9 protein-coding genes are annotated in these 16,614 nt (G+C 56.1%); 3 read left to right on the forward strand and 6 right to left on the reverse strand.

What is annotated here, in order from left to right; translation table 11 throughout:
- Window positions 1-73: 73 nt before the first annotated feature.
- From fusA to rpsL, 3 genes are read right to left on the reverse strand one after another with little or no spacing between them, the layout of a single operon-like run.
- A complete protein-coding gene (fusA, locus tag JXR15_RS00005; protein ID WP_422051225.1) occupies window positions 74-2,191 on the reverse strand; it encodes an elongation factor G in 2,118 nt (705 codons plus the stop codon).
- Between the two features lie 21 nt (window positions 2,192-2,212).
- Entirely contained in the window at window positions 2,213-2,683 is a 471-nt protein-coding gene (gene rpsG / locus JXR15_RS00010; RefSeq protein WP_299424348.1) for a 30S ribosomal protein S7, read from the reverse strand.
- Between the two features lie 15 nt (window positions 2,684-2,698).
- Window positions 2,699-3,070 carry a 30S ribosomal protein S12 gene (gene rpsL, locus JXR15_RS00015; RefSeq protein ID WP_054000841.1) on the reverse strand — a complete coding sequence of 124 codons (372 nt, stop codon included), beginning with the start codon at window positions 3,068-3,070 and terminating at the stop codon, window positions 2,699-2,701.
- 344 nt (window positions 3,071-3,414) lie between these two features.
- Between rpsL and JXR15_RS00020 the strand changes: the two genes are divergently transcribed.
- Window positions 3,415-4,212, forward strand: a complete 798-nt coding sequence (locus JXR15_RS00020; RefSeq protein WP_422052218.1) for a putative rhamnosyl transferase — start codon at window positions 3,415-3,417, stop codon at window positions 4,210-4,212.
- Here JXR15_RS00020 and JXR15_RS00025 read toward each other — a convergent pair.
- The 3 genes from JXR15_RS00025 to rpoB form a co-directional block, all read right to left on the reverse strand.
- Complete coding sequence (locus JXR15_RS00025) at window positions 4,188-5,069, reverse strand: DMT family transporter (protein WP_422052219.1); 882 nt, start codon at window positions 5,067-5,069, stop codon at window positions 4,188-4,190. The two genes, JXR15_RS00020 and JXR15_RS00025, sit on opposite strands and share 25 nt — an antisense overlap.
- 164 nt (window positions 5,070-5,233) lie before the next feature.
- Entirely contained in the window at window positions 5,234-9,481 is a 4,248-nt protein-coding gene (gene rpoC, locus JXR15_RS00030) for a DNA-directed RNA polymerase subunit beta' (RefSeq protein WP_422051226.1), read from the reverse strand.
- A gap of 55 nt (window positions 9,482-9,536) precedes the next feature.
- Window positions 9,537-13,673 (reverse strand): DNA-directed RNA polymerase subunit beta, encoded by a 4,137-nt coding sequence (gene rpoB / locus JXR15_RS00035; protein WP_422051227.1) that lies wholly within the window; start codon window positions 13,671-13,673, stop codon window positions 9,537-9,539.
- 504 nt (window positions 13,674-14,177) lie between these two features.
- On the opposite strand from rpoB, the gene JXR15_RS00040 reads away from it, so the two are divergent.
- Both JXR15_RS00040 and JXR15_RS00045 read left to right on the forward strand, forming a co-directional pair.
- Entirely contained in the window at window positions 14,178-15,428 is a 1,251-nt protein-coding gene (locus JXR15_RS00040; RefSeq protein ID WP_422051228.1) for a flavin-dependent oxidoreductase, read from the forward strand.
- 124 nt (window positions 15,429-15,552) lie between these two features.
- Window positions 15,553-16,533, forward strand: coding sequence for a hypothetical protein (locus tag JXR15_RS00045; RefSeq protein ID WP_422051229.1), 981 nt, complete (start codon window positions 15,553-15,555; stop codon window positions 16,531-16,533).
- Window positions 16,534-16,614: the final 81 nt, after the last annotated feature.

The raw sequence follows: 16,614 nt of genomic DNA on the forward strand, positions 1-16,614 counted from the left end.
CAAACTTTTCCTTAGCCATGATGGCCTCCTTAATGTTGAGGTGGGAAGCGGGCAGCCCGCTTCCCAAATTTTGTTATGCGTATTTCGCTTGGATCTCGTCGGAGATGTTCTGCGGAACCGGATCGTAGTGGTCGAACTGCATGGAGAACTGCGCGCGGCCCGAAGACATAGAGCGCAGGTTGTTGATGTAGCCGAACATGTTGGCCAGAGGCACAAATGCGTCGATTGCTACAGCGTTACCACGTGGTTCCTGACCGGACACCTGCCCACGACGGGAGGTAAGGTCACCAATGATGCCACCGGTGTACTCTTCCGGTGTGATCACTTCCACTTTCATGATGGGCTCAAGCAACTTCGCGCCAGCCAGTTTCATGCCTTCACGCATTGCCATACGAGCAGCGATTTCAAAGGCCAGTACACTGGAGTCCACGTCGTGGAACTTACCGTCGATCAGAGCAACCTTGAAGTCGATCACAGGGAAGCCTGCCAGAGGACCGGAGTCCATGACCGACTTGATTCCCTTTTCAACACCCGGGATGTATTCCTTAGGAACAGCACCACCAACAATGCGGCTTTCGAAGGAGTAGCCTTCGCCAGCTTCAGTCGGCATGATTTCCATTTTGACTTCAGCGTACTGACCGGAACCACCAGACTGTTTCTTGTGGGTGTAGGTGTGCTCGATCGCTTTGGAGATGGTCTCACGATACGCCACCTGTGGCGCACCGATGTTGGCCTCAACCTTGAACTCACGCTTCAGACGATCCACCAGGATGTCCAAGTGCAGTTCGCCCATACCCTTCATGATGGTCTGACCGGATTCCAGGTCAGTTTCCACACGGAAGGATGGGTCTTCGGCTGCCAGACGCTGCAGACCCTGAGACATTTTCTCTTGGTCAGCTTTGGTCTTAGGCTCAACAGCAATCTCGATCACCGGATCCGGGAAGGTCATGGTTTCCAGAACAACCGGGTCGTTGGTGGCGCAGAGCGTGTCACCGGTGGTTGTGTCTTTCAGACCTGCCAGCGCGATGATGTCACCTGCAAACGCTTCGGTGATTTCCTCACGGTTGTTGGAGTGCATCATCATCATACGACCGATGCGCTCTTTACGGCCTTTTGTGGAGTTCAAGAGCGTGTCACCCTTGTTCAGCACACCGGAGTAGATCCGGGTAAAGGTCAGGGAGCCAACAAACGGGTCGTTCATGATTTTGAACGCCAAGCCGGAGAACGCCATGTCGTCGTCTGCACGACGGGCAATGTTACGCTCTTCGGTTTCATCACCCGGTTCAAAGCCCATGTAATCAACAACGTCGAGCGGGCTCGGCAGATAGTCGATTACGGCGTTGAGCAGAGGCTGAACACCTTTGTTTTTAAACGCAGAGCCGCCCAGAACCGGCACAAAGGCCATTTCCAGCGTACCTTTGCGCAGCAGTTTGCGCAGAGTTGGTACGTCAGGCTCTTCGCCTTCCAGGTAAGCTTCCATGGCGTCGTCGTCTTGTTCGACAGCCGCTTCCACCATTTTGCCGCGCCATTCGTCAGCCAGCTCTTTCAAGCTATCACGGATAGGAGCTTTAACCCAAGACGCGCCAAGGTCTTCACCCTGCCACAGCCACTCTTCCATGGTCACCAGATCAACCAAGCCTTCCAGCTCGGTTTCGGCGCCAATTGGGAAAGCGATTGGAACAGCGGTTGCACCGGTACGGTCTTCAATCATGTGAACACAGTTGAAGAAGTCCGCGCCGATTTTGTCCATCTTGTTGACAAAAACCATACGTGGAACCTTGTAGCGGTCAGCCTGACGCCACACGGTTTCGGTCTGAGGTTCAACACCAGCGTTGGCGTCCAGAACACAGACAGCGCCATCGAGAACCGCCAGAGAACGCTCAACTTCAATGGTGAAGTCAACGTGGCCTGGGGTGTCGATGATGTTCAGACGGTGCTTTGCGGAATCGGCCGATTGGCCATCCTCGGTGCGCTCCCAGAAGGTGGTCGTCGCAGCGGAGGTAATGGTGATACCACGTTCCTGTTCCTGCTCCATCCAGTCCATGGTGGCTGCACCATCGTGCACCTCACCGATGTTGTGGGATTTGCCGGTGTAGTACAGGATGCGCTCGGAACAGGTGGTTTTACCTGCATCGATGTGCGCCATGATCCCGAAGTTACGGTAGTGCTCAAGCGTATATTCGCGTGCCATTGGTCTAATGTCCTCTGGAATTTACCAACGATAGTGGCTGAAGGCTTTGTTAGCTTCGGCCATCTTGTGCGTGTCTTCCCGCTTTTTAACGGCGGTACCGCGAGAGTTCACAGCGTCCAGAAGTTCACCGGCAAGGCGCTCTTCCATGGTGTTCTCGTTGCGGTTGCGCGACGCGGTGATCAGCCAGCGGATGGCCAATGCTTCACGACGCTCTGGACGCACTTCAACCGGTACCTGGTAGGTGGCACCACCCACACGGCGGGACCGAACCTCAACCGATGGTTTGATGTTGTCCAGCGCTTCGTGGAACACTTCCACAGGGGCGCGCTTTACTTTGTCTTCAACGCGATCGAGGGCGTTGTAGACAATCTTTTCTGCGACCGACTTCTTACCGTCGATCATCAGGTTGTTCATGAACTTGCTCAGCACCAGATCGCCAAATTTGGCGTCGGGCAGAATTTCGCGTTTTTCAGCGGCGTGACGACGTGACATATCAGCCTCTCCTTCTTACTTAGGACGCTTCGCGCCGTACTTCGAACGACGTTGCTTACGGTCTTTGACGCCTTGGGTATCCAAAACACCACGCAGGATGTGGTAACGGACACCCGGAAGGTCTTTTACACGACCGCCACGGATCAGAACCACGGAGTGTTCCTGAAGGTTGTGGCTTTCACCCGGGATGTAGGAGATCACTTCGTAACCGTTGGTCAGGCGAACCTTCGCAACTTTACGCATAGCGGAGTTCGGTTTCTTCGGCGTGGTGGTGTATACACGTGTGCATACGCCGCGCTTCTGAGGGCACTGCTCCAGGTGCTGCGACTTGGAGCGCTTGATTTTAGGCTGACGCGGTTTGCGGATCAGCTGCTGAATCGTTGGCATAGGGTCTCTTTCCTATTGCTTCCATTTATACGCCGGGCTGACGCCCAACGCGGTTATCTGATTTTTCACGCCTTGTGCGAACACAAGCGCAAAAACCGCAATCGTTTCCATTCCGAGGCAAACGACGCGGTGAGGTCTCAGCGGTTGCGGTCTTCAAAGTAGACCGGAACTTGACCACTACAGGTGTGAAACGGCTCAGGATACACTTGTCCCATTGCCGGATAGGCGCGCGTATATGGGGAGTCGCGGTGCTTGTCAACAGCCGCGCTGTTGCGCTGGCGCTCTGGCCCTGCCAATGTGCCCTTCAAAACAAGAGAGGCAAAACCATGATCGACAGCAGGGACATGCAGATGATTGGCCTGTGCCGCTTTTCCTACCCGGCTTTGGGTGGATTTCAAGTGGAACACGAGACCATCGAAGACCGGATTGCCTTTCTCTATGCCGAGGACCGGCTCGAGGAGCGGTTTCAACTGATGGAGACCGTCGCCCTGCCCTGTTTGCGCGAGCAGACCGACCAAAACTTTGAGATGATCATTGTGATTGGCGACACCCTGCCCAAACACCATGTGGAGCGCCTGCATGACATCACCGCCGAAATTCCCCAAATTTCCATTGTAGCGCATGAACCCAAGCCGCACCGCCCTTTGATGAAAGAGCTGATCCACGGCGCGCGCAAAGATCCCAAAGCGCCCTGTTTGCAATTCCGCCACGACGATGATGATGCGATTTCCGTCGACTTCTTTGAACGGTTTCGTGAGGCGGTGAACGCAGTGCCTGGCTTGCTCGAAAATCGATCTGTGGCATTTGACTGGAACCGGGGCATCATTGCGGAAATGAGTGGGGACGGCATCGCCGCGACCGATACCATACGCAATCTCTATGTGGCCTCTTTGGGCATGTATGTGCGCGGGGGCTGCTCCCTGACGATCATGAATTTTCGCCACGGTATTATGAACCAGTTTATGCCCACAGTTTCTTTCACGGACACGCCGATGTGGGTGCGCACCCACAATGGCTACAACGACAGCCGTCAAAAGAAGGTCAAGCCGGTGCCGGTAGAGCCCCTTACACTGGAGCAAGAAGCCGAGTTCAAAGCCCGCTTTGCCATCGACGTGGATCAGGTGCGCGCGACATTTTCCTGAGACAGTTTACGCCCGCGCAATAAGGTGAACACGCCTGCCCCGACCACAATCGCTGCACCCGTCAAAGTGATTGGGTCGGGCCAGTCACCAAACACCACAAAACCAAGCACCAGCGCCCAAAGCAATCCGCTGTAGCGGAAGGGTGCGATGAAGCTGACTTCGCCCACGCGCATCACCAGCACGGAAAACAGATATCCGCCAAGGATAAACAGCGATGCGCCACTGAGAAGCGCCCATTGGCGACCATCAAGGCTGACCCACTCGCCGCCCAAACTGGCCACGCCGGCAAAAACCATGACGCCCAGAGAGGCCACCAGCGTCACGGTCAAGGACGGCACATTGGCGGACATCTTGCGTGTCGACAGATCCCGCAGAGTCACAAAGGCCACGGCCACCATGGCGTAGAGTGCGTATTGGTCAAAGCCCTCTGGCCCAGGTCGCACAATCAGCAACATACCACAGAAACCGGCGGCAATCGCGGAGGCCCGCCTCCATCCAACGGCCTCCCCAAAAAACAGAGCGCCGCCCAGGGTTACGGTCAGCGGCAGGATTTGCAGGATCGCCGTCACATTGGCCAAAGGCATGTGATAAAGCGCGGTGATAAAAAAATAGGCCGCGCCGATCTCCGCCACGGTGCGCACGGTCACCAGTCCCCAATCAAACCGAGACAAGTTCCAACGCAGCTTGCCCAACGATTTGGCCAATAGCCAGATCAGACCAGAAGCCACGAGCCCGCGCAGAAACAACATCTGAAACAGCGGCACATCTGTGCCCAACGCCTTCACCAGCGTGTCGTTGAACGTAAACGCCGCCATGGAACACATCATTAGGACTGCGCCTTTGGTGTTGTCTGACATCGCCGCCATCTGCCGCCCTTTCCCGTATGCAACCGAGCGACCCTAGGACCGCATCTGTGCTTTGCCAAGACCTCGGCGTCTCATTCCCCACATATCCGCGCCAAAAGCAAAAGGGCCCCCGGCGTATTGCCGGAGGCCCTTTCGAAATGCGTTAGATCGATGGTTTAGTCGAACTCGCGGCTTTCCGGTGTTTCCACCAGACCGCTGTCAAACACATCCTCTGCGGTCACATCTTCAACCGGTGCGGCCAGACGTGCGGCGGCTTCCGCCTCCTCACGACGGGCTTCCACAACCACGTTGTCTCGCTCAGACGCAATGCGACGCACTTTCTGTGTCGCACCACCGGTACCGGCTGGGATCAGGCGGCCCACGATGACGTTCTCTTTGAGGCCAACCAGTTTGTCTTTCTTACCTTGGACAGAGGCCTCGGTGAGAACACGGGTGGTCTCCTGGAACGACGCCGCGGAGATGAAGGAGCGAGTCTGAAGCGACGCTTTGGTGATACCGAGCAAGATTGGCTCACCTTTGGCAGGGCGACGGCCTTCAGCCAGCGCCTTTTCATTGGCCGTATCAAACTCAATCTTCTCAACGTGTTCGCCTTTGAGCAACGTGGTTTCACCAGAGTCCTGGATCTCCCACTTCTGCAACATCTGGCGCACAATCACTTCGATGTGCTTGTCGTTGATCTTCACACCTTGCAGTCGGTACACGTCCTGCACTTCGTCGATCATGTAATCCGCCAGCGCTTCAACACCCATAATGGCAAGGATGTCGTGCGGTGCCGGGTTACCGTCCATGATGTAGTCACCCTTCTGCACGAAGTCGCCTTCCTGCACCGGGATGTGTTTGCCCTTTGGCACCATGTATTCCACGGTTTCCATGGTCTCATCAGACGGCTCGATCGCGATGCGACGCTTGTTCTTGTAGTCGCGGCCAAAGCGCACGTAACCATCGATTTCAGCGATGATCGCGTGATCTTTTGGACGACGCGCTTCAAACAGTTCAGCAACTCGTGGCAGACCACCGGTAATGTCTTTGGTCTTGGCGCCTTCACGCGGGATACGCGCAACAACGTCACCAGCTTTCACGTCCTGCTGATCTTCGATCGACAGAACCGCATCCACAGACATTGGGTAATGTACCGGGTTGCCAGCGTCGTTACGCACAGGCTCACCATCTGCATCCACCAGGATCACTTCTGGTTTCAGCTCGTTGCCTTTTGGCGCAGAACGCCAGTCGGTCACGATTTTCTGGGTCATGCCGGTCGCGTCATCGGTCTCGTCGCGGATAGAGATACCCACGGTCAGATCAACAAACTTCGCCTTACCGTCTTTTTCCGCCAAGATAGGCAGTGTGTACGGATCCCATTCAAACAGCTTGTCACCAAAGTTGACCGCTTGGCCTTCTTTGACAAACAGCTTGGAACCGTAACCAACCTTGTGGCTGGCACGCTCTTCGCCGTCTTCGCCCTGAATGATCAGCTTCATGTTGCGGCCCATCACTAGGATCTCGCCATTGGCGTTTTCCAGAGTGTTGGCATTTTCAAAGACGATCTTACCTTCCTGGCTTGCTTCCAGGAAAGACTGTTGACCACCCTGCGCAACACCACCGATGTGGAAGGTCCGCATCGTCAGCTGTGTACCAGGTTCACCGATCGACTGTGCCGCGATGATGCCGACAGCTTCGCCGGTGTTCACCATGGTGCCGCGTGCAAGGTCACGACCATAGCACATGGCGCAGACACCCTCTTCCGCGTCACAGGTCAGCGGGCTGCGGATGCGCATGGTTGCCACACCAGCTTCGTCAATCGTGTCCGCCATGCGTTCATCGATCAACTGACCATGGGCGACCAGAACTTCGTCTGTGCCTGGCTTCATCACGTCCTCAGCCGCTACACGGCCCAGCACACGTTCTGCCAGAGACGCCACAACCTCACCGTCGTTGACAGCCGCCTCAGCGGTGATCGCCGCATCAGTACCACAGTCATGCGCACGCACGATGCAGTCCTGCGCTACGTCCACCAGACGACGAGTCAGGTAACCGGAGTTCGCTGTTTTCAAAGCGGTATCTGACAGACCCTTACGGGCACCGTGGGTGGAGTTGAAGTACTCCAGAACGGTCAGACCTTCTTTAAAGTTCGAGATAATCGGTGTCTCGATGATGTCGCCGTTTGGCTTGGCCATCAGGCCGCGCATCCCGCCCAGCTGCTTCATCTGCGTAACCGAGCCACGCGCACCGGAGTGCGCCATCATGTAGACCGAGTTTGGTTCCGCTTCCGAGCCATCTTCATCACGCTGCGAGGAGGAGATCGTGCCCATCATCGCATCGGTGACTTTGTCGTTACACTTGGACCAGGCATCCACAACTTTGTTGTACTTTTCGCCCTGAGTGATCAGGCCGTCCATGTACTGCTGTTCAAAGTCTTTCACCTGATCACGGGTGCCGTCGACGATGGTCCACTTGTTGTCCGGGATCACCATGTCGTCTTTACCAAACGAGATGCCCGCCTTGAACGCTTCGCGGAAGCCCATGGTCATGATCTGGTCACAGAAGATCACGGACTCTTTCTGACCACAGTAGCGATAGACGGTGTCAATCACGTTCTGCACGTCTTTTTTCCGCAACAGCTTGTTCACCAGCTCAAACGGCGCCTTGGCGTTCTTAGGCAGCAGCGCGCCCAAACGCACACGTCCTGGAGTGGTTTCAAACCGCTCAAAGACTTCCAGCCCGTTTTCGTCAAACTGAGGAATACGGGCGGTGATTTTGGTGTGCAGGTGCACGGTGCCGCTATCCAGCGCGTACTGAACTTCCTCGATCGAGGAGAACACCATACCTTCACCCTTCATGCCTTCACGCATGATGGTGGTGTAGTATAGGCCCAAGATCATATCCTGCGACGGAACGATGATTGGTGCACCGTTTGCCGGGGACAGAACGTTGTTGGTGGACATCATCAGAACACGTGCTTCCAGCTGAGCTTCGAGGCTCAGAGGCACATGCACAGCCATTTGGTCACCGTCGAAGTCAGCGTTAAACGCAGAACATACAAGCGGGTGAAGCTGGATGGCTTTACCTTCGATCAGCACCGGCTCAAACGCCTGAATGCCCAAACGGTGCAGCGTTGGCGCACGGTTCAGCATCACAGGGTGTTCGCGGATCACTTCGTCCAGGATATCCCAAACTTCGGGACGCTCTTTTTCCACCAGTTTCTTGGCCTGCTTCACAGTGGAGGACAGACCTTTGGCTTCCAGACGGGAGTAGATGAACGGCTTGAATAGCTCCAACGCCATCTTCTTGGGAAGACCACATTGATGCAGTTTTAATTCCGGACCGGTCACAATTACCGAACGGCCAGAGAAGTCGACGCGCTTACCCAAAAGGTTTTGACGGAAACGACCCTGCTTACCTTTCAGCATGTCGCTGAGCGATTTCAGCGGACGCTTGTTGGCGCCGGTGATCACGCGGCCACGACGGCCGTTGTCAAACAGCGCATCCACAGATTCCTGCAGCATCCGCTTTTCGTTGCGCACGATGATATCAGGCGCACGCAGTTCGATCAGACGCTTCAGACGGTTGTTCCGGTTGATCACACGACGGTAGAGGTCGTTGAGGTCAGACGTCGCAAAGCGGCCACCATCCAGCGGCACCAGTGGGCGCAGCTCTGGTGGGATCACAGGGATCACGGTCAGGATCATCCATTCCGGACGGTTGCCGGACTCGATGAAGCTCTCAACCACTTTCAAACGCTTGATGATCTTCTTAGGCTTCAGCTCGCCAGTGGCTTCGGCCAGATCGGCGCGCAGCTGGTCAGCTTCAGATTCCAGATCGATCATCGACAGCATCTCACGGATCGCTTCCGCACCGATGTTGGCGGTGAAAGCATCCATGCCGTATGCGTCTTGCGCATCCATGTACTCTTCTTCGGTCATCATCTGGCCGTACTGCAGGTCGGTTAGACCCGGCTCGATGACAACGTAGTTTTCAAAGTACAGCACACGTTCCAGATCACGCAGTGTCATGTCCAGCATCAGGCCGATGCGGCTTGGCAACGATTTCAGGAACCAGATGTGGGCCACTGGCGCGGCCAGCTCGATGTGGCCCATGCGCTCACGGCGCACTTTCTGAAGCGTAACTTCAACACCACATTTTTCGCAGACAACGCCGCGATACTTCATGCGCTTATATTTGCCGCAGAGACATTCGTAGTCTTTGATTGGGCCAAAGATACGCGCACAGAACAGACCGTCACGCTCAGGCTTGAACGTACGGTAGTTGATGGTTTCTGGCTTTTTGATCTCGCCGTAGGACCACGACAGGATCCGCTCAGGCGACGCCAGCGAGACTTTGATCTCATCGAAAGTCTTCTGCGGTGCCAGTGGGTTAAACGGGTTGTTCGTCAGTTCCTGGTTCATTTTGATACCTCAAATTTGGTTGGGAGGAGAGTGGTGGGGATGAGGGCTGACGCCCTCACTCACCTTCCTCCGTATCCAGGAGTTCCATATTCAGGCCGAGACCCCGAACTTCTTTCACCAGAACGTTGAACGATTCTGGGACGCCCGCTTCGAAGTTGTCCTCGCCCTTGACGATGCTTTCATAGACCTTGGTCCGGCCAGCCACGTCATCCGACTTCACGGTCAGCATTTCCTGCAGCGTGTAGGCGGCGCCGTAAGCTTCCAGAGCCCAGACTTCCATCTCACCAAAGCGCTGACCACCGAACTGTGCCTTACCACCCAGCGGCTGCTGTGTGACCAAGGAGTACGGACCAGTGGAACGCGCGTGGATTTTGTCATCAACCAGGTGGTGCAGTTTCAGCAGATACTTGATGCCCACAGTTACAGGGCGGGCAAACTGCTCACCTGTACGGCCATCAAACAACTGCGACTGACCGCTTTCGGAGAAGCCAGCACGCACCAGAGCGTTGTTCACGTCGCCTTCTTTGGCGCCGTCAAACACTGGGGTCGCGATTGGCACACCGTTGGTCACGTTACCGGCTGCTTCCAGAAGCTGACCTTCGTCCATGCCGGCGATGCCTTCTTCGTAGACATCATCGCCATAGGCCAGGTGCATGGCTTCACGCACAGGGGTCAGATCGCCGGAGCGACGGTATTCCTGCAGCGCTTCGTCCACGTTCACACCCAGGCCGCGTGCGGCCCAACCCATGTGGGTTTCGAGAATCTGACCAACGTTCATACGAGATGGAACACCCAGCGGGTTCAGACAGAAGTCAACTGGCGTACCGTCGGCGAGGAACGGCATGTCTTCCATAGGCACAACCTTGGAAATAACACCTTTGTTCCCGTGACGACCGGCCATTTTATCACCCGGCTGCAGCTTACGCTTCACAGCGATGAAGACTTTGACCATCTTCATCACACCCGGTGGCAGATCATCGCCACGACGGACTTTCTCAACTTTGTCCTCAAAACGGTGCTCAAGCGCACGTTTCTGTATCTCGTACTGCTCGTTCAGGGCCTCAACAACCTGCGCATCAGCTTCTTCCGCCAATGCCAGCTGCCACCACTGACCACGGCTCATGGATGCCAGTAACTCTTCGGTGATCTCAGAGTTGGCTTTCACGCCTTTCGGGCCTTTCACAGCCACTTTGCCAAGCACCATGCCTTTGAGGCGGGCGTAGATGTTGCGGTCCAGGATCGCCAGTTCGTCGTCGCGGTCACGCGCCAGACGTTCGATCTCTTCTCGCTCGATCTGCAGCGCACGTTCGTCTTTTTCCACACCGTGGCGGTTAAAGACGCGGACTTCCACAACCGTACCAAAGTCACCCGGCTTCACGCGCAGCGAGGTGTCACGCACGTCAGAGGCTTTCTCACCAAAGATGGCGCGCAGAAGCTTTTCTTCCGGCGTCATTGGGCTTTCGCCTTTTGGTGTGATCTTACCAACCAGAATGTCGCCCGGCTCCACGTCCGCACCGATGTATACGATGCCCGCCTCGTCGAGGTTGCGCAGCGCTTCTTCACCGACGTTTGGAATGTCGCGGGTGATCTCCTCTGGGCCAAGCTTGGTGTCACGTGCGGCAACTTCGAATTCTTCGATGTGAACCGAAGTAAACACGTCGTCACGCGCGATGCGCTCGGAGATCAGAATGGAGTCTTCGTAGTTGTAGCCGTTCCAAGGCATAAACGCGACAACCACGTTTTTACCCAGAGCCAATTCACCGATATCGGTGGATGGACCGTCAGCAATCACTTCACCTTTGCCAACCGTGTCGCCCACTTTCACCAGCGGACGCTGGTTGATGCAGGTGTTCTGGTTGGACCGCTGGAATTTGCGCAGACGGTAGATGTCCACACCCGCGTCGCCCAGCTCCAGATCGGAGGTGGCACGGATCACGATACGCTGTGCATCCACTTGGTCGATGATACCAGCACGTTTGGCCTGAATGGCCGCGCCGGAGTCGATCGCCACTTTCTCTTCGATACCGGTACCCACCAATGGTGCTTCCGCACGCAGCAGTGGCACCGCCTGACGTTGCATGTTCGAACCCATCAGGGCCCGGTTCGCATCGTCGTTTTCGAGGAACGGGATCAGGGAGGCCGCAACAGACACCAGCTGTTTCGGGCTCACGTCGATCAGGTCGACATTTTCCGAAGCCGCCAGCGTGTATTCGCCGGACTGACGGGTGTTCACGAATTCATTCACGAACTTGCCGTTGTCGTCCAGAGACGCGTTAGCCTGCGCCACGGTGTGACGCTGCTCTTCGGTTGCCGACATGTAGTTCACCTCATCGGTGACCACGCCGTTCTCAACCTTGCGATACGGTGTTTCGATGAAGCCGTATTTGTTCACGCGGGCAAAAGTTGCCAGCGAGTTGATCAGACCAATGTTTGGACCTTCCGGCGTTTCAATCGGGCACATGCGACCGTAGTGGGTCGCGTGCACGTCGCGCACCTCAAAGCCCGCACGTTCACGTGTCAGACCGCCTGGCCCAAGCGCAGACAGACGACGCTTGTGCGTCACTTCAGACAGCGGGTTGGTTTGGTCCATGAACTGCGACAGCTGCGAGGAGCCGAAGAATTCACGCACCGCAGCCGCGGCTGGCTTGGCGTTGATCAGATCCTGCGGCATGACGGTGTCGATCTCAACAGAGCTCATACGCTCTTTGATCGCACGTTCCATACGCAGCAGACCCACGCGGTACTGGTTTTCCATCAGTTCGCCAACGGAGCGCACACGACGGTTGCCGAGGTGGTCGATGTCGTCGATGTCGCCTTTGCCGTCACGCAGCTCAACCAGCGCTTTGATGCAGGACACGATGTCTTCTTTGCGCAAGGTGCGCAGGGTGTCCGGCGCATCCAGAGCCAAACGCATATTCATCTTCACGCGGCCAACCGCGGAAAGGTCATAACGCTCGCTGTCAAAGAACAGGGTGTCAAACAGCGCAGAAGCGGCATCAACTGTGGGCGGCTCGCCCGGACGCATCACGCGGTAGATGTCCATAAGCGCGGTGTCGCGGCTCATGTTTTTGTCTGCCGCCATGGTGTTGCGCATGTACGGACCAACATTGACGTTGTCGATGTCCAGAACCGGAATGTCGGTGAAACCTGCATCCACCAGATCTTTTACGGTGCCACCAATCAGGTCGCCGTCTTTGTCGTATTCCAGCGTCAGCTCGTCACCGGCTTCCACGTAGATCGCACCGGTTTCCTCGTTGATGAGGTCTTCGGCCACGAATTTGCCCACGATGTGCTCAAATGGCACCAGCAGATCGGTGATCTTGCCTTCGTCGATGATCTTCTTAACTGCACGTGGCGTGACTTTCTTGCCAGCTTCGGCAATCACTTCGCCGGTGGCGGCGTCGATCAGGTCCTGTGTTGGACGGGTGCCGCGCACGCGCTCTGGGAAGAACTTGGTGACCCAACCTTTGCTCTTGTCCAGTTTGTAGTTCACGGTGTCGTAGTAGGCATCCATGATGCCTTCCTGGTCCAGACCCAGCGCATACAGCAGGGTGGTCACAGGCAGCTTACGACGGCGGTCGATGCGGGCGTAAACGATGTCTTTGGCGTCAAACTCGAAGTCCAGCCAGGAGCCGCGGTATGGGATGATACGGCAAGCGAACAGCAGTTTACCTGAAGAGTGGGTTTTGCCTTTGTCGTGGTCAAAGAACACACCAGGGGAGCGGTGCATCTGAGACACGATCACGCGCTCGGTACCGTTCACCACAAAGGTACCGTTCTGGGTCATCAGAGGCATGTCGCCCATGAAGACGTCCTGCTCTTTGATGTCTTTGACCGACTTGGCGCCAGTGTCTTCGTCCACATCAAACACGATCAGACGCAGGGTGACTTTCAGCGGCGCGCTGTAAGTCATGTCACGCTGCTGACATTCCTCAACGTCGTACTTCGGCTTTTCCAGCTCGTAGTTGACGAATTCCAGCACGGAGGTTTCGTTGAAATCCTTGATCGGGAAGACCGATTGGAACACGCCTTTGATACCCTCACCATCGGTGGGGATCTCAAGATCGCCGGATTTCAGGAACAGATCATAAGAAGATTTCTGAACCTCAATCAGGTTCGGCATCTCCAGAACTTCACGGATTTTACCGTAGTATTTACGTAGACGTTTCTGGCCAAGGAAGCTTTGAGCCATGGTCAATGTCACCTTTCGATTCATCATCAACAACATACCGTCGGGCCCCGGCACGTCGCGTCAGTGACGGCGTGGATCAGATCCATTCTCGACCCCGTCCCACCGGGGTCTCTCGATCAAAATCCTGCCTTGGAAAACCTCTTGCTGCGTGCATTGCAGACCCCAAGAGGCTTTCCAAGCCGGGGTTTTCACCTGTATTTCAAGGTCTTGTCTTGTTTGTGTCGTCTTTTGAAAGTGTGGGGTGAGAGCCCCAGATCAGCGCCGCCTTATCCAATAAATCCGCAAAGGACAAAAGCGGCCCCGAATCGCTCGAAACCGCAAGAGATTACCGAATATTGAATCAAGCGTGTCTTTGCAACCCCTTGGGGCTTGACAATCGCCAAATCAGCCAAGGCTTCCTTCTGAAGCCTGTGCCTTGGTCGGGCACAGTTCTGTTTGCGCCGCCGAAGAATTTTCACAATACTCCACAACAAAACATCCAACAACAAGAGACTGACATTTCAGATGACCGTTATCATTGCCGGCGGAGGTATTGCCGGACTAACCATGGGCCTCACCCTTCATGAGATTGGCGTTCCTTTTCACATCCTTGAAAGTGTAAATGACCCGAAGCCTTTGGGCGTGGGCATCAACCTACAGCCGCCCTGCGTGCGCGAATTGTTTGCGCTTGGCTTGGAAGAGATGTTGGAAGAGGTGAGCGTGAAGACCCGCGACTATGGGTTTTACACCAAGACCGGCGTGGAAATCTGGACCGAGCCGCGCGGGCGACATGCCGGCTATAACTGGCCACAGTATTCGGTGCATCGTGGTGAATTGCAGATGGGCCTGCTCAAAGCACTGCTGGCGCGTTGCGGAGAGGATAGCATCACCTTTGGCTGCCGCGTGACCCAATTCACCAACACCGACAAAGGTGTGGCCGTCATCTACCAGCAAGGCGAAACCATCAAATCCCTGTCCGGCACAATGCTTGTCGCGGCCGACGGTGTGCATTCCGCCATCCGCGCGCAGATGTATCCTGACGAAGGCGCCCCGGTCTGGGGCGGGGCCATCATGTGGCGTGGCACCACAACCGCGCCGGCTTTCCTAAGCGGCACCTCCATGATCCTGGCCGGACACGACACCCAGCGGTTTGTCACCTACCCAATCTCTGCCCCCGATCCAGAAACCGGCGAAGCGCTGATCAACTGGATTGCCGAAGCCAAGGTGGACCCCAATGAGCATATCGAGAAAAGCGACTGGAACCGTAAGGTCGACACCTCCCGCTTTGCCGCTGACTTTGCAGATTGGGATTTTGGCTGGATCGACATTCCTGAACTGATTGCCAACGCCAATGAGGTGTTTGAGTATCCGATGGTGGATCGCGAACCAGTGGATAGCTGGACCGACGGTGCCGCCACGTTGATTGGCGACGCGGCGCATGCCACCTACCCCGTGGGCTCCAGCGGCGCGAGCCAAGCCATTATCGACGCCCGCCTGTTGGGCGCGGCGATCAAAGCCCATGGTGAGGGGCACACTGCCGCCAAAACCTACGAAGATCAGGTGCGCCCAATGGCCAATGCCATCACCCTAGCCAACCGCGGCAATGGTGGCCCGGATGCCATCATGCAAATGGCCGAAGACCGCTGCGCCGGAGACTTTGATCGCTTGGATGAGGTACTGCCCATGCGAGAGCGCCAAGAACACGCCGAAAGCTTCAAAAAACTGGCGCGTATTCGGGTTGAGGACACCAATACCCAAGCACCGATCATTGCCTGAAGCAACATGGGCGTCCTCAAACGAGGACGCCCTTCGCAAACACCCTCTGCCCCCTAGACCCGCGCGCCCTTTTTGGGCAGGCTGAACACAGTTCGTTTATCCGTCACTGTTGGGAGCTTGCGCATTGTTTTTGACCTCACCCCTGCGCGCCATTTGTCTGGCAACCCTGATTTGCACTAATATTGCAGCGCCAACTTGGGCATCCAAGGCCTCCCAAGACATTCCAAAATGGCTGCAAAACCACGTGGGAACAGGCGTTGGCAAAATCGCCCCCGTGGTCCTGGACCGCGCCCGGGCGCTCTATTTGGAAAAACGCCGCAGCGGCACGGTCAAAAACCCCTGCTACTTTGCCATGGACGCCACCCGTCCCAGCACAGGGGATGACGGCAGCGCCCTGCCCCGCTTCTACGTGATTTGTGAGAAATCAAAGACTTTCAAGGCGGTCTCCTCAGGCTACGGCAATGGCCGCAAACTGGCCAAAGCCAATTTCTCCAACGGTCGGCAATGCGCCCGCAATTTCAGCAATGCAGAAGGCTCCAAACTCACCGCAGGTGGTCCCTATATCACCGCCGAGTCCCGCACATCCTTCAAAGGCTACTACCAAAGCAGCTCTGGTAAGAAACCCTTCCTGCGCACCTTCCTGCTGTTTGACGGTGAAGGCGAAACCAGCAACGCCCGCGAACGTGCCATCGGCGGCCACCGCGCCATGTTCCTGCGCTGGCAATGCCGGATGGAACGGCCCCAAAGCACCCACGCCGATGCAGATGGCTATGTGCCCTTTGGCAAATTGGTGGATTATACTTCCGGTCGTAGCAATGGCTGCACCACCTGGTCCAAACCCGCCACCGACGAGATCCTGAAAATTGCCGACGGCAAGCCAACAACACTCTACATCTACCCGTCCTCAAAAGACATCAACGCCGTGGCCAAAGCAATCCAACGCGGAAAATCCCCGCAGCAATCCGGCCACTACTGGCATGCCGCCTGTTTGAAAACGATCGGCATTCCTAAGTTCTGGCCCAAGCAGACCCTGCAGCCGATCATCAACGAATGGCGCGCCTCGCTGCCCAAGCAGCCACCGTTGAAGCTGCCGCTTTGTAAGTAATCAGAAACTTGGCGGGAAGCGCCTATAGTCAATCACGCCCCGGACATTTGCGACCACCCAAAAACCGCGAAAAGCTGCGAT

This window comes from Shimia sp., assembly GCF_049116215.1.
Classification (GTDB): Bacteria; Pseudomonadota; Alphaproteobacteria; order Rhodobacterales; family Rhodobacteraceae; genus Shimia.